Genomic DNA, 12,826 nt, shown 5'->3' with positions numbered 1-12,826 from the left:
GGTGTTATCTTACCTCTTTTTGATGTATGTTAGATAGCATAACTCTTTACGTCGGCTCCTATCTGTCTGAAATAGGAGATACTTTCAGTAGGCTTGTCGCCTGTATCAACTCTGCCGACAAAGCTATAAAAGATTTCGATTTTGCGGGTGTTCGTTTCCTTATCCAGTTCGTGAATAAGAATACGGTCAATAAATTCATGGACGTTTTCGTAGGTCAGTTCTTCAATCGCTGTGTATCTGCGTACCAGTGCGACAAACCTTTTTACGTCCGCGCTGCGCTCGGTGGCGTTGTCGATTTCCTGTGACAGCTCCGCAATCCTCCGGGTCAGCGTCTTTTTTTCTTCATCATAGCCGGAAGTCAGAAAAGCAAATTGTTCATCTGAAAGTTTCCCTAAAGCGTTGTCCTCGTAGAGCTTGCGGAATAAGATGTTCAGCTCGTTAATACGGTTCTGCGCCTTGTCAAGTTCTTTCCGCTGCTGTGTCAGCGTCTTTTGTACTGCCTTTGCGCTGCACTCGTTGGCGGTTTCGATAAACTCCTGTTCATGCTCTTTCACATAAGACGTTACTCGCTGCAAGTCTGCAAGGACAAGTTCTTTCAATACGCTTTTGCGGATATAATGCGTAGTGCAGAGCATATCATTTCTTGCCCGGTTGCGGTAGTTGCCGCAAGTGTAGGCGTGTTTCCGTTCAAGCGTCCCGGCTCCGCGTACTGCATACATTTTGTAGCCGCAGTCCCCACAAAAGAGCAGCCCGGAAAACAGGTCAATTTCATCAACCTTTGTCGGGCGTTGCCGGGTGGCAATCCGCTTCTGTGCAAGTTCAAAGGTTTCTTCATCAATCAAAGGTTCGTGAGTGTTGGGGAAGAAATACCTTTTTTCCTCCGGGTTCTTTTTCGTCTTTTTCGACTTATAAGATACCTTGTAGGTTTTCCCGGTTATGGTATGCCCTAAATACTCTTTCCTTGTCAGAATGTCGTACAGTGTCTTATCCGGCCAGTTGTACCATGCGTTGAGCTGTGGGCGGGGGTGGCGTTTGCTCCCTGTCCTGCGGTAGCGCAGTTCCCCGACGGTCAATATCTCATTGTCCCGCAGCCAGTTCTGGATTTCACACATACGGTCGCCCCGTACATACATTGCAAAAATCTGTTTTACGACGTGTGCCGTTTCCGGGTCGGGTATCAGATGATTGCGGTTATCCGGGTCGATAAGGTAGCCGTAAGGAGCTTCGCCGTTGACGCGCTCGCCTTTCTGTGCCTTTGCCTGTTTGACAGCCCGGATTTTCTTTGAGGTGTCGCGGGCGTAAAACTCGTTGAACCAGTTCCGCAGAGGGGTAAACTCGTTATCTTCCCTCGCTGTGTCTACACCGTCGTTAATGGCAATGTAGCGCACTTCGTATTCGGGGAAAACAATCTCTATCAGTTCGCCGGTTTTCAGATAATTACGTCCCAGACGGGAAAGGTCTTTTGTTATGACGGTCGCCACGTTCCCGGCTTCAACCTCATGCAGCATGGCTTGAAGCCCCTCACGCTCAAAGCTCACGCCGGAAAATCCGTCGTCTACAAAAAAGCGTGTGTTGAAAAAGTGGTGTTCGTCAGCATACTTTTGTAAAATCAGTTTTTGGTTCTGTATGCTTTCGCTTTCCCCGGCTTGCATATCTTCCTGGCTCAATCTGCAATATAAAGCGGTAATCTTGTCTGTCTGTAACATTTTGTCCTCCTTTCCGACGACAGACAAGCATGGTATTTGTACTGTCTATATTATACCACATACCGCTGCCTGTGTCATGTATAAAATGTGAAGAAACGCCCTATTTCCGGGCGTTTGCGGGGTTCAGCTCCATGTCCTTGCGAATGAGCTTCTTTATCTTTTTATCCAGTGTGTCCGTTGCGCGTTCACTTGCGGACGAACATACAAGGTAAGTAACTTTTCCGATTTTATGCTCCGTTGTGGTAACGGGCGTCTGGTTTTGCGTCAAAGAAAATCCCCCTTTCTTTCGCAAACATATAATACAGTCTATGAATAGCAGCAAGTCCACTATTCAAGAAAACAAAGGCTTTAATCGGACGGTTATTAGCATAACCTCATGGGAATTTCACCCCGGCATGGTTCTCATGCAGCCCTACCCATTGCCTGCGACGCTCTTAACGCTCGGACTGTGGCTGTAAGGAAGTATCATTGTATATTTTGCGTGTCGTCGCCCGCAAGCCGCTACACTTGCTTTCCGGCGCGGTGTTGGTCGCTCGGCTGTCCGGGCGGGGATAACCTCACCCGGATAGCGTCATGGCGCACCCACCGTATGGCTCGGCGCAAAAGGAACGTATCCGATTTGCCCTATGCTGCGCCGCCGTTATCTTGCGCCGCTTTCTTTGTCAAGGTTCAGAATGGCTTTGCTGCCGCGTCAGCAGCGGAACGGAAAAGGGGGAGAGAGAAAGCGTCCCGCCGCTGCGGTTTATTCCTCTGCCTTAAAGGTGAGGACAGCCATCATCAGTTTTGCTTGCAGCCGTTCCCGAATGTCGTGGTCTACGCCAAAATAGACGTTCCCGCGCTCGTCGTACAGCTTCCGCATGGAGAGGCGGGCTATGTAGCCGCTGAAATGCTGCAAGACAATCTTCATAGCGTCCGGGTCGCCCTTTGTCGCTGCCAAAATGACAGGATAGGGAACAAGGGCTTTTTCCGGGTAGCCGGGTTCGTTACCATTCGTCCCATTCATCAGCATTTTCCTCCAGATATTTTTTTAGCAGCTCAAAAGAGCTTGTCCGCCTGTACTGTATCGTGCTTCTCGACGTATCGAACAGCTCCGCAATCTCGGTGTCGTTCATTCCCTCGAAATAGTACAGGAGTACGGCTTTGCGCTTTTCTTCCGGCAAAGTACGGATTGCTTCAAGAAGCAGCTTCGGCGTGATTTTCTTCCCGGCTCTTTCAAAGGCGATTTCCCCTTTGAAATATTCATCAAAGGTATGAAGCTGCCGCGCTTCTTCTAAGGTCAAGTCGGAAAAGGTAATCTCCCTTGCCTTATGCCTGTGCAGCTCTTTGTGAGCGTCACACGCTTCATTGTGCAGTACCGTATTACAAAACTTCTGGAAAGCGCACTGTTTTATAAACTCCCTGCGATTAGGTTCCACATTCTCACCCCCTTTCTCGTTGGAAAGTTGGTGGTGCTTCCCCCTTTTCGCGGGGCAATACTGCCTTTTGAAAAAAACGCCGAAGATTTTCGGATTTTTTTCAAAAAATTTTTTGAGCAGCAAAATACGCCTGTCCGAAAAGCCCGGACAGACGTATAGGTATTGTAAGCGGTATTCAGATGATTAGACAGTTCATATTGATAGACGTAGTTTTCCCCGGCGGTGGTCGGGCTTTTTTTGATGTGTCAATGACCGTCGGATTTTGTCGATATGGTATGTGCTTCATGGCGGCTACCTCCTTTTAGCCGCCGCTTTTAACAGTGATACCGCGTCATTTCATTAGAAGATAAAAAGAAACGGCGGCTTTGGTTTTTCAAAGCTGCTGCGGAAATCAAAGAACGACAAGCAACAGTTCTGATTTTGCTCCAATATGGTTATTGGGGGCACAAATTAAATCAAAAAAGAGCCGATAACAGCAGTATTTCAAACTGCATATTATCGGCTCTGCGTCTGTGCGTCTGGCTCTTTTAATTAAATTATTTTTGTTGTTTTTTGGCTTTATTATATGTATTAGCTAACTGTCCACAAGCTGCTTTAATCTCTCTACCATGAGAAACTCTCATGGTAACTTCAAGTCCTGTTTGCTCTAATTGATGTTTGAACGCAACCATTTCTTGTTTTTGTGGTGCTCTAATTTTTGAATTACTCGTCGGGTTGTATTGCAGCACGTTAATCATAACATTTTTGCCCTTAAACCATTTTGCAAGTTGCCTTATATCTGAGGAACGGTCATTTATACCTGGTAAAAGCAAATACGCAAATACCACTTTTCGATTATGCCTTTGTGAATAGGACAATGCTTGCTTAACAACATCTTCAATAGCGTACATGTGCATATGAGGAATGATGCAGTTTCTCGCAGCCTGTGTTGCTGCATGTAAAGATATTGTCAACTGAATTTTTAGATGTTCTTCGCGCAATTTTTTTAATTGATTAACTGGACCAACTGTTGATACGGTAATGCCGTCGGTTGGAAAGTTAAGTCCATTTCTATCTCGAAGAATATGGATTGCTGCAATCAAGTTGTCGTAATTGAATAAAGGTTCTCCCATTCCCATAAAAACGATACGATTTACTTTTTGACGTATCAATATGACCTGTTGCACAATTTCAGATGGTGTTAGATTACGAACGAAACCATTGCGTCCGGACTCACAAAAAATACAGCCAACAGAACAACCAACTTGCGTACTTACGCAAACAGTCCCACCATCTCGCCGTTTAATAAAAACCGTTTCGATATACCTGTTGTCTTTCAATTCATAAACATACTTTTCAGTATCGCTACTTTTATAGACTTTTTTTGTTGATATTGATAGATTTTTTTTGTGAAATGGCTGTTTATACAATTCCGCATATAAGGCTCTTGCTTTATCCTCTCCAATTACTTCCGACATTTCTTTGTAAGTAAATCCGTATGGGTCATTCAATATTTCCGTAAGTGTACTTTTAGGTAAGTGTTTCATTTAATATCCTTCCTTTTGTTTTTCAGAGTTTTTGATTATGATTTCTAATTTTTCAACATCAATGATATGTGTTAATTTACATTTAGGGCAGAACGGCACCCGCAGGCAGGACATTGAGATTTATTACAGCTTTGTCGGCAAGATAGACTTGCCGGAAGCCTAACGCCTGACCTATCCGACACAGCCCTAAGTGCCGGATAGGAACGGCAAAATTTTTTACACTTCTATTACTTCTTTATCGCACATTAGCAAATAGACCGCGAGTCAATCCCCCAGCCCCGCAAAAAAGATCAATTGCATAGATTGATCGAAGGGGGGTCATTGTCCTCAAATTTGAAGATTTTTTCATGCTAATTCCTTGTTCCGCAAAAAAACATTAGGCCTTTCTTCGGACGCACACTGCCGAACCCGGCGATCAGCGACAGAGCCTCGTCGAAGCCGTTCTCAAAGAGGTTGTAGTTCGCAAATTTCCCCTCGAACCCCTCCGGAACGATCCAGTAACTGTCGTTGACGGAGAGCCCCATGCAGAGTTTGACGATGCCGAGGATGTTGTTGTGGTCCAGTCCATAGACGGAGAGTATCTTATCCACGAACTCGCGGTTGCGAGGAATAACACGGGACTTCAGCCACTCCAGCAGGCCCCGGTCGGTGACTTCGAGCCCCAGCGGAAACAAACGGCGGTTTTTCTTCGATTTTTTCAGGATCATACAGACAAAGCCGTCCAGCCCCTCCGACCGCAGGTCGAAGGAGATCAACTCCGTATTGTATTGTTTGAGAACGAATTTCATTGTCTGCACCAGATTATTCCGGTTCACGCACCTTCCCCAAAGGGGAACACGATACACAAACCCACGATAATATACTGCTCCAAACGGTAAAATTCAATTTGAGAAGATGGTATTTTTCAACGTAATTTTCAACAATGGTGCTTCAATGAAAACCTTCCGGCTTCGGGATCAGGGCATAGATGTCTTTCCCGTAGGCCCAGCATTTCACGCCCTGCCATAAATCAACAGGACTGCCTATCAGATCCACAATTGCCGCATTTGTCTGCGGTGTCCGTTTCGGATATTTCACGCCGGGTATATGGGTCCGCCTGTCGAGCGCCGCGCCCCAAGTCGGATGGAAATATCCGACCGCCATTGCGTGATCGCCGTGGCTGGTCTCGAAGAAGTCCGCCATGATTTTCTGATTTACGGTCTGCTCCCGAAGGCGGCCGTTGTACACGACCAGAACATACGCGCCGCTCTCAGGAAATTCCGAGGCGGGATGCCAGATTGTTTTCTCTTTCATTTGCGTCTCCTCCAAATAAAGTGTTCGCTTACAGTTCGCCGGGAGCCTTGCGCCGTTCTGCGGCCGCCGATTCGCTCAGCTCGAAGTGCTGACAGGCCGGATCGGAGTAGTTGATCTCGACCGGATTTTCGAGATCGAAAATGCACTGTTCCCGGTCGCCGTCCTCATCCCGGAAGAAGCAGTCTATGCAGTGTTCACACATGATGCTCACCCGTGCATCCACCAGCGCCAGACGCGGACGACCATGAAGCCGACGAGCGCGATCCCGGCGAGGATGAACATCACGATCCCCAGCGTTAGCCAGAGATACATCAGCCCCAGCCCGGCGGCGAGGCTTCCGAACAAACACATCAGTACGATTCCTTCAGCCAGCTTGATCTGCTTTGAGGTCAGTTCAACAAGGACAGTCTTTTCCATGGTTCACCTCGCTTTCCAGTCGCCGGAGGGGATGACTTTTGCCTGCTCCGGAAGATGGTTCATGGTGTAGATCCATGCCTGAACAGTCGAACCGTCCGGCAGGCGGAAATCCGTCAGAACACGATCGTAGAGGCGGGGATATCCCTCCAGACGGTCAACATTTTCCCAGTCCCGGATCGGGATCTCAATCAGCTCGACAGAGACCTTTGTTTTTCCTTTCGGGACAAATGCCGGGAATCCCCAGCCCGTGTCATAGAGCGTCCCAGAAATCGTTGCGCTTCTGCAGGAAATGGCATTCCGGCAGAAACGTTCATTCCGTTCGCCGGAACGGAGAGTGCCGTATGCGGCGATCAGGACAGTTTCTTTTTTCATTTGCGCCTCCATTTTCTGATAAAATGATTTTTGATTCTGTGAAGATTCGCCCCCTCGCGACAGATCTTCCGATACTCTTCCGGATAGGGTAATCCGTTGCGGATTTCCTTGGTTTTCGGAGTCATTTCGTAAATCAGCGCGGGCAGTTCCGTCCCGTCGTCGAGGATCACATCCACGGTGTAACGGAGGTAAATCTGCGGATATCCCTCGTAGCGGTCAAGACGCGCCACGTCATGCGCCCGGAGAAGATATACAAACCCGTGAACCTGTTCTCCCGGTGCATAGTCGACATCGGCATAAAGCCGTTCGGTCAGACGGTAGTTCGGCAGAATCGCCGGAGCATATGGAACCGCCGTCGGGCAACGCTGAAACAACCTCTCCGGCAGCAGGTTGCTTCCGTATGCGAAATATGCGTATAACCCCTTCATTTCAGTTCCTTTCCTGCGATTTTTTCCATGAGCGTATATTTGCATGGCTTTTCGGAATATCCAGTTCATTCTACGATTTTTTCCCGAAAGAAAGTGATATTTTCCAGTGAAAACCGCCGGGAGCGGAAGCCCCCGGCTTTCCGATGCTCAGCACCCGCGTTTGCGTAAGAGATCGTGCATGGCTTCCGCCCTTGCCGCCTCAATGCTTTCCGGAGTTAAATCCGGGATAAAAGCGCATCCGAAGGCGGGCGGCGGGAGCGGCGTCTTTTCCAGGTCGAGGAATTTGATGTTCCGTTCGATCAGAATTCTTGGAGCTTTTGCATCGGTGAAGTCGTCGTTCTTGTCCACACAGACCAGCAGAGCATTCCCGGCGATTCCTTCGGATCCGGGCCACCGGAATCCGACCTTCCAGTTCCGGAGGCGGCCTTCCTCGTCACAGACCAGCAGGTGACTCTCCCCGACATCGATGCACTGGATCATGTCGCATCCGATGCGCTCATAAAATGCGTGAAGCTCGTTTTCGATTTGGATTTCTTCGACCTTTTGGTCGACGGCGTTGATGAAAATTGCTCTCATAAAAAACTCTCCGATTTCCGACCGAAGCCCCATGCTCCGTTCGTGTGGCATACAATGCCATGGATTGCCGTTATAGCCAGTCGCAACAGCTTAATAATCAGATATATATTAACGGATTATCTTGCTGGTAATACTTGCTTTTTCGGATTTCCCTGCATCGGCGGAATGGGATGCTCAAGATCAACCTCATCCGCGTCAATTACAAATGTGGCGTATCCCAGGGTTGTAAGACGCTGGAGAAACAGAAGCGCAGCTTTTCCCTCATCGTCAGGAAGGGCGAACTTTTCCTGCCCGATACTTGCAAGCATCCATCGCATGAACTCCAGCGGAGTCCGGCTTGCCTGAAACGGGTTCATTTTCATCGCATTGACAATATCCAGAGCCGTTGCTCCGGAAAAAAAGTCACCGGTGCATTCGACGGGATTGCCTTCGAAGTCTGTTTCGTAAATGCGGATTTTCATAGTTTGCCCTCCTTTTTTGTGCGCCGACATTCGCGAAGTTGCGGCTTTGTGGCGCGAGTCAGTTTTTATTGCCTCCAGCGGGGTTCGGGTCGACTCTTAAAATCGAACGTTGCCCCCAAACTTTGCGACACGTGGCATATTTTTTTATGGACTCCGGGTGCCGAGGGGTCAAAAAATAATTGCGATTTTGCCGGATTTGACCTCAACGGAGACTTGCATAACAAGTCAAGTCATGCTCCGGTCAAAACCGCAGTTATAATTCTGCTTTCTTTCCGATTTCCGACTTGCATAACGAGTCAAGTCAAGCTGTGCGGAAATCTCGGAAATTATTCCGTTTTTATTTTCAAAGAACCGCTTGCATCTTCTGCAAGCTATGCTACCTTTTTATCGGACCGGGTTTCCCCGGTCCGTGTTTTGCTTTACCGTCCTTCCGGTCTGCCGTGCTTCCATGCCGTGTTCCCCGGCAGGTGCTTGAGGAGGTGCATACGGACGTTTTTGAATTCCTCGCCGATCAGTCCGAGGCGGAGGAGGAAAACCCGCATGTCGTACTTCGCGCTTTCGGCGCAGAAGGGACGCTGGTTTTTCGTGCTCGCGCACTTTGCGTTTTTGGCGAGGGCGGCGATGGCGAGGCAGAGGACAATGTGACTTTTGACCTCTCCGGCATGGGTAGTCCCATTAAACGCGCGTACCTCGACCGTCCCGGTCCGCCATACGTTGTTCAGGTTGATCGCATGGTAGCGCATGGAATCGTAGTGAGCGGGATTCGGATTTGAATATCCGAACCATGCCTTGTTGAGCTCCTCCCGCGTGGTGGGCTTGGCTTTTTCCAGCCGGGCGATGAATTCGCGGTCGGTGCGCCGTGTGTAGCTGTCGATTCGCCGCTGAAGCGTTCCGGCCGCCTTGAGGAGAAGCTCTTCCTGCTTGTAGAAAATCCGCGCGAAGTTCGCGATCTGCCGGGCGTTGAAATCGCGGACTCCGATGTGGACGTGCTGGCTGGTGCATTCCGGAGTTTTCGCTCCGGCTTTGCGGAGCTCGCGAACCACCGCCTGAAGGGTGTCCATGTCGTCCCATTTGAGGATCGGGGTCACCACCTCGGCGCTTGTGGAACGGCTTCCGAGGCTTCCGTCGCTGACCGCTTTCCAGTGGCGTCCGTCCGGTGCGACCACCGTCCATTCGTCGTATCCGCCTCCGGTGTAGCGGATCGTTCCGCCGACCACGCTGTGGATCGCTTTCACCGCCCGTTCGCGGCTGATGTTCGTGTACTCGAGTTCCGTCCCGAAGGTAAGTTCCTTCGCCGTCTGAATCGTGTTGGTCATTTTGGCCTCCGTTGTTTTGCCTGTTGACCGGTTCCGGGTTTCGGGCGGTGTTCCCATCGCCCCCGTCTACAGTGCATACAATGCCATGAAATACGTTGATAGCCAGTAATTTGCGAAAGAAACAGCGATAATAAATATGGGTTTATTTCATTGATTTTGAAGCATTTGCATTTGCATAAAAAACAATGAATGCTGCCGGGGATAAGGGCTTTTTTCCTCGGCAGCATGGATAAGGTTCAATGCAAGTGAAAATCGAGATAACAATCCGGAAATCTGCGTAAAAAATATAAGGGCAGAGCTCTCCGGACTCGGACATGAAAAACGCCGTTGTTTGGCCGGAAACGGCTCATGTTGCGATTATGCGGTCGGCCCCGAACCCCGCTGGAGGCATACTTAACCTGACCGGCGCGACAAGGGGCAAACTATGCGAAGAAAGCCGCCCTGTGCGCGGGCGGCTTTCGGAAGATCCCGGTTAATTTTTCAGCCATACTTCCTCGCCCCGGGAACTGATGGCGGAAATGCAGTGTCCGCAGAGGTATCCGAGGTCGCGCTCCTCCTGAAGTTCGCTTTCCGGGAAAAGGCTGTCGCACCATTGGCAGAGGCTCCAGGCTTCCGCGAATTCTCCATGCGTGATTTGAATTTCGCGCTTTTCCTCTTTCGCTTTCAAAGCCTCTGCCTCGGCGCATTCGAAGCAGACGCTTTCGTGTTTGTCGACCCCGAACACCTCGTCTTCGGAAATTGTTTTTTTGCAAATTTCGCAGATTTTCATTTTTTTCTCCGTTGGTTCCGAGCGGCCTTTCGACCGCTCGGGTGGGTTGTTGGTTATTCTTTTTCAGCTTCCTCATCGATTTCTTCGAACCGGTAGGCGGTAATTCCGCCGTAGGTGTAGCCGTTGTCATGGCTGAGGTAGATCTTTTCATCCTCGTCGAAATTGTTGAGGAACTCAATCAGCTCTCCTACGGTCATGGTTCTGGCGATTTGGTCCGGGGCGTATCCTTCCCGTTCTGCTTTCATGGTGAGAATCATTTTGGCCTCCGTTGTTGGCTTTTTTGTTTTTCTGGCGGTGTCGTCGTCGCTCCCGTTCACAATGCATACAATGCCATGGATTTTGTTGATAGCCAATGAGTTGCGCTGAAATATCGATAATAAATATGGGTTTATTTCGCTGATTTTGAGGCATTTGCATTTGCTATAAAAACAAAGGATGCTGCTCTTGCCCGGCAGCATGGATAAGGGGCAAAGCAAGTGAAAATCGAGATAATAATCCGGAAATCTGAGGAAAAAATATAGGGGCAGAGCTCTCCGGATTCGGATATGTAAAACGCCGTTGTTTGGCCGGAAACGGCTCGTGTTGCGATTATGCGGTCGGCCCCGAACCCCGCTGGAGGCATACTTAACCTGATCGGCGCGACAAGGGGCAAACTATGCGAAAAAAGCCGCTCCGTGTGCGGGCGGCTTTCGCAGAATTCCTTTATTCAGCCTCGACATATTCGCAAATATGTCCAATGGCCTCCTCGTAGGATTTGCTTGCAAGAACCTCTTTGGTCATTGGTTCGACCAGATCCGGTCGACCGCCTCTTCTCAGAGCTTGCCGGGCGCGCCCTAAGAGCGTATAGATGTTTCCATCGGTTCCAATCAGAACACAGGGAATTCCGGACTGTTTTTCTTCGGGAGTCATTTTGCATCACCTTGTTTTTTGGGGCGGCCTTTCGACCGCCTCACGTTGATTATTGGAACGCCTTGAAAAGTTCTTCCGTTTTGATTTTTTCATCGGCGGCGGTGACCTGGGCGACTGCCTCGGCGACCTGATTGTGGAGCTCTTTCAGGTCGCTGATCCACAGGTTGTCATTTTCGATCTGCTGAATCAGTCCCTCCATCTGTTGCTTCAGTTCTTTCAGAACCTTCTGTTTCGTCAGGCGCGCCTCGGCGGCATTGGCCTTGACTGCGGTTTCGAGTCTGTTGTTCATTTCTGTTCCCTTTCGGTTGTCTTCTGTCGGTGCGGTGTCCTTACCGCCCCGCCCACAGTGTATACAATGCCATGGTATTCGTTGATAGCCAGTAGTTTGTGAAAGAAACAGCGATAATAAATATGGGGTTATCTCGTTGATTTTGAAGCATTTGCATTTGCAATAAAAACAAGTGATGCTGCCGGGGGGTGATGACAGTTTCACCTGACAGCATGGAAAAAGAGTTATGCAAGTATGGCAGAGCGATATCCGGGGAAATTATGCAAAAAAAATATTGGGGCATTGTTCGCATCGACCCGCTCATAAATTCGCCTTTGTTCGCAAAGTTACGGGGCATGTTGCGCAAATGCGGGACCGGGTCGCATGCCCCTGATCGTCAGAAAAACTGTTCGCCGCCACAGAGGCTTTTGTGCGCGAATAACGGCGTGGGGTATTGTCCATTTCTGCTGAAACGAAAAGCCCGGCCGGAAAGCTAGCTCCCAGCCGGGCTTCATTTTTACTCGGAAACTTCGACGGCCACGTCTTTGACTGAAAGCTCCGCAAGTTTTGCCTGCAGAGCCTCGTAAGAACGCCGGGAGGCTTCCTTGAGCATTTCTCCCTGTTGAGGTGTGATCTTGCCGTCGGCGACGAGCTGGTCGATCTTCTGTTCGACAAGAACAGCGCCGCCGGAGGTGTAGGCGATATCCAGAATGGTCCCGACCGTTTTGTGGATTTCGGCGACCTGCTCCTGAGTGAAACAGGAGCATCCGCACATGACCGCCATGCTGAGACTGAAGGCGAATGCAAGAGCGAGGACAGCAGTGATTTTCTGTTTTTTCGTCATGATGAGGTTTCCTTTCAGAGTGTTTGAAGCTATTTCAGGTTTTCTATGATTTTTTCGGAATCGGCTCCGGCCTTCACCAGATCGACAGTTGCACCGTTGATCTGACGGCCGATTTGGATCTTGAGATTGCCATCGGAACTTGCCCCGGCGGTGTTTGGGTCTCCACTCATCCCATTGGCATCGGCTTTGCCGGAAAGCTCCAATTCGACATTGTCACGGACAACGGCGGAAAGGATTTTGCCATACCGCAGGTTCAAGGACAGCATGTAGTTGTTGGGATTGATTCCGACGTCAAAGCCGATGCCGTCCCCATACTGAATGGCGTTGTGACCGCATCCGGTCAGGAGAAGCACGGCTGCAAACGTCATGGACACAAGGGATACGATTTTCACTTTTCACCACACCTGTCCTAACAATTTTCAAAATGGCGTAATTTTCTGATTACGCCCCCTCATTTTCATCTATTTCACACCAATTCTCAAAAGTAGCCCCCCTTTGTTGTAAATCAGCTGTCCTAAAAAGCGAA

20 protein-coding genes and 1 pseudogene are annotated in these 12,826 nt (G+C 49.4%); all 21 read right to left on the bottom strand.

The genetic code is table 11. From position 1 onward, the window contains the following. Positions 1–29: 29 nt before the first annotated feature. The 21 genes and pseudogenes from FYJ85_RS19215 to FYJ85_RS19105 all read right to left on the bottom strand — a co-directional run bounded on the left by FYJ85_RS19215 (position 30) and on the right by FYJ85_RS19105 (position 12,692). Positions 30–1,706 (bottom strand): recombinase family protein, encoded by a 1,677-nt coding sequence (locus FYJ85_RS19215; RefSeq protein WP_002569190.1) that lies wholly within the window; start codon positions 1,704–1,706, stop codon positions 30–32. Between the two features lie 100 nt (positions 1,707–1,806). Further along, positions 1,807–2,034 carry a transposon-encoded TnpW family protein gene (locus FYJ85_RS19210; protein ID WP_004607973.1) on the bottom strand — a complete coding sequence of 76 codons (228 nt, stop codon included), beginning with the start codon at positions 2,032–2,034 and terminating at the stop codon, positions 1,807–1,809. 414 nt (positions 2,035–2,448) lie between these two features. Further along, positions 2,449–2,709, bottom strand: coding sequence for a helix-turn-helix domain-containing protein (locus FYJ85_RS19200; RefSeq protein ID WP_002590583.1), 261 nt, complete (start codon positions 2,707–2,709; stop codon positions 2,449–2,451). After that, positions 2,690–3,121, bottom strand: coding sequence for an RNA polymerase sigma factor (locus tag FYJ85_RS19195; RefSeq protein WP_009255547.1), 432 nt, complete (start codon positions 3,119–3,121; stop codon positions 2,690–2,692). The genes FYJ85_RS19200 and FYJ85_RS19195 overlap by 20 nt, the downstream gene beginning before the upstream one ends. Positions 3,122–3,657: 536 nt before the next feature. Continuing rightward, on the bottom strand, positions 3,658–4,647 hold the full coding sequence (gene rlmN / locus FYJ85_RS19190; protein WP_004607971.1) for a 23S rRNA (adenine(2503)-C(2))-methyltransferase RlmN: 990 nt from the start codon (positions 4,645–4,647) through the stop codon (positions 3,658–3,660). Further along, positions 4,648–4,740 (bottom strand): annotated as a pseudogene (locus FYJ85_RS24240) (cysteine-rich KTR domain-containing protein); the annotation flags it as partial. 257 nt (positions 4,741–4,997) lie between these two features. After that, the gene (locus tag FYJ85_RS19175) at positions 4,998–5,462 is read right to left on the bottom strand and encodes a hypothetical protein (RefSeq protein ID WP_206213327.1); all 465 of its coding nucleotides are present in this window, start codon (positions 5,460–5,462) and stop codon (positions 4,998–5,000) included. 115 nt (positions 5,463–5,577) lie between these two features. Beyond that, the gene (locus FYJ85_RS19170) at positions 5,578–5,940 is read right to left on the bottom strand and encodes a hypothetical protein (protein ID WP_154420309.1); all 363 of its coding nucleotides are present in this window, start codon (positions 5,938–5,940) and stop codon (positions 5,578–5,580) included. A gap of 28 nt (positions 5,941–5,968) precedes the next feature. Beyond that, a complete protein-coding gene (locus FYJ85_RS19165) occupies positions 5,969–6,142 on the bottom strand; it encodes a hypothetical protein (RefSeq protein ID WP_154420307.1) in 174 nt (57 codons plus the stop codon). A gap of 5 nt (positions 6,143–6,147) precedes the next feature. Beyond that, positions 6,148–6,357 (bottom strand): hypothetical protein, encoded by a 210-nt coding sequence (locus FYJ85_RS19160; RefSeq protein ID WP_154420305.1) that lies wholly within the window; start codon positions 6,355–6,357, stop codon positions 6,148–6,150. Positions 6,358–6,360: 3 nt separating this feature from the next. Then, entirely contained in the window at positions 6,361–6,729 is a 369-nt protein-coding gene (locus FYJ85_RS19155) for a gamma-glutamylcyclotransferase family protein (protein ID WP_206213326.1), read from the bottom strand. Further along, on the bottom strand, positions 6,726–7,157 hold the full coding sequence (locus tag FYJ85_RS19150; protein ID WP_206213325.1) for a gamma-glutamylcyclotransferase family protein: 432 nt from the start codon (positions 7,155–7,157) through the stop codon (positions 6,726–6,728). Before FYJ85_RS19150 ends, FYJ85_RS19155 begins: the two co-directional genes overlap by 4 nt. Before the next feature lie 147 nt (positions 7,158–7,304). Beyond that, positions 7,305–7,733, bottom strand: coding sequence for a DUF3846 domain-containing protein (locus FYJ85_RS19145; protein WP_206213324.1), 429 nt, complete (start codon positions 7,731–7,733; stop codon positions 7,305–7,307). Between the two features lie 116 nt (positions 7,734–7,849). Next, positions 7,850–8,194, bottom strand: a complete 345-nt coding sequence (locus tag FYJ85_RS19140; protein WP_154420297.1) for a hypothetical protein — start codon at positions 8,192–8,194, stop codon at positions 7,850–7,852. A gap of 419 nt (positions 8,195–8,613) precedes the next feature. Then, complete coding sequence (locus tag FYJ85_RS19135) at positions 8,614–9,510, bottom strand: amidoligase family protein (RefSeq protein ID WP_206213323.1); 897 nt, start codon at positions 9,508–9,510, stop codon at positions 8,614–8,616. 472 nt (positions 9,511–9,982) lie between these two features. Then, positions 9,983–10,279 (bottom strand): hypothetical protein, encoded by a 297-nt coding sequence (locus FYJ85_RS19130; protein WP_154420293.1) that lies wholly within the window; start codon positions 10,277–10,279, stop codon positions 9,983–9,985. A 53-nt stretch (positions 10,280–10,332) separates the two neighbouring features. Then, on the bottom strand, positions 10,333–10,536 hold the full coding sequence (locus FYJ85_RS19125) for a hypothetical protein (protein ID WP_154420291.1): 204 nt from the start codon (positions 10,534–10,536) through the stop codon (positions 10,333–10,335). A 445-nt stretch (positions 10,537–10,981) separates the two neighbouring features. Further along, positions 10,982–11,188 (bottom strand): hypothetical protein, encoded by a 207-nt coding sequence (locus FYJ85_RS19120; RefSeq protein ID WP_154420289.1) that lies wholly within the window; start codon positions 11,186–11,188, stop codon positions 10,982–10,984. A gap of 49 nt (positions 11,189–11,237) precedes the next feature. Beyond that, positions 11,238–11,477: a hypothetical protein gene (locus FYJ85_RS19115; protein WP_154420287.1), complete on the bottom strand. Its 240-nt coding sequence runs from the start codon at positions 11,475–11,477 to the stop codon at positions 11,238–11,240. Positions 11,478–11,973: 496 nt separating this feature from the next. Continuing rightward, positions 11,974–12,300, bottom strand: a complete 327-nt coding sequence (locus FYJ85_RS19110; RefSeq protein ID WP_154420285.1) for a BAR domain-containing protein — start codon at positions 12,298–12,300, stop codon at positions 11,974–11,976. Between the two features lie 29 nt (positions 12,301–12,329). Then, positions 12,330–12,692 (bottom strand): hypothetical protein, encoded by a 363-nt coding sequence (locus FYJ85_RS19105; RefSeq protein WP_154420283.1) that lies wholly within the window; start codon positions 12,690–12,692, stop codon positions 12,330–12,332. Between the last annotated feature and the right edge of the window lie 134 nt (positions 12,693–12,826).

The sequence above is a fragment of the Victivallis lenta genome (genome assembly GCF_009695545.1).
In the GTDB taxonomy this organism is placed as follows: domain Bacteria; phylum Verrucomicrobiota; class Lentisphaeria; order Victivallales; family Victivallaceae; genus Victivallis; species Victivallis lenta.
This window is presented reverse-complemented; position numbering and strand designations above follow the sequence as displayed.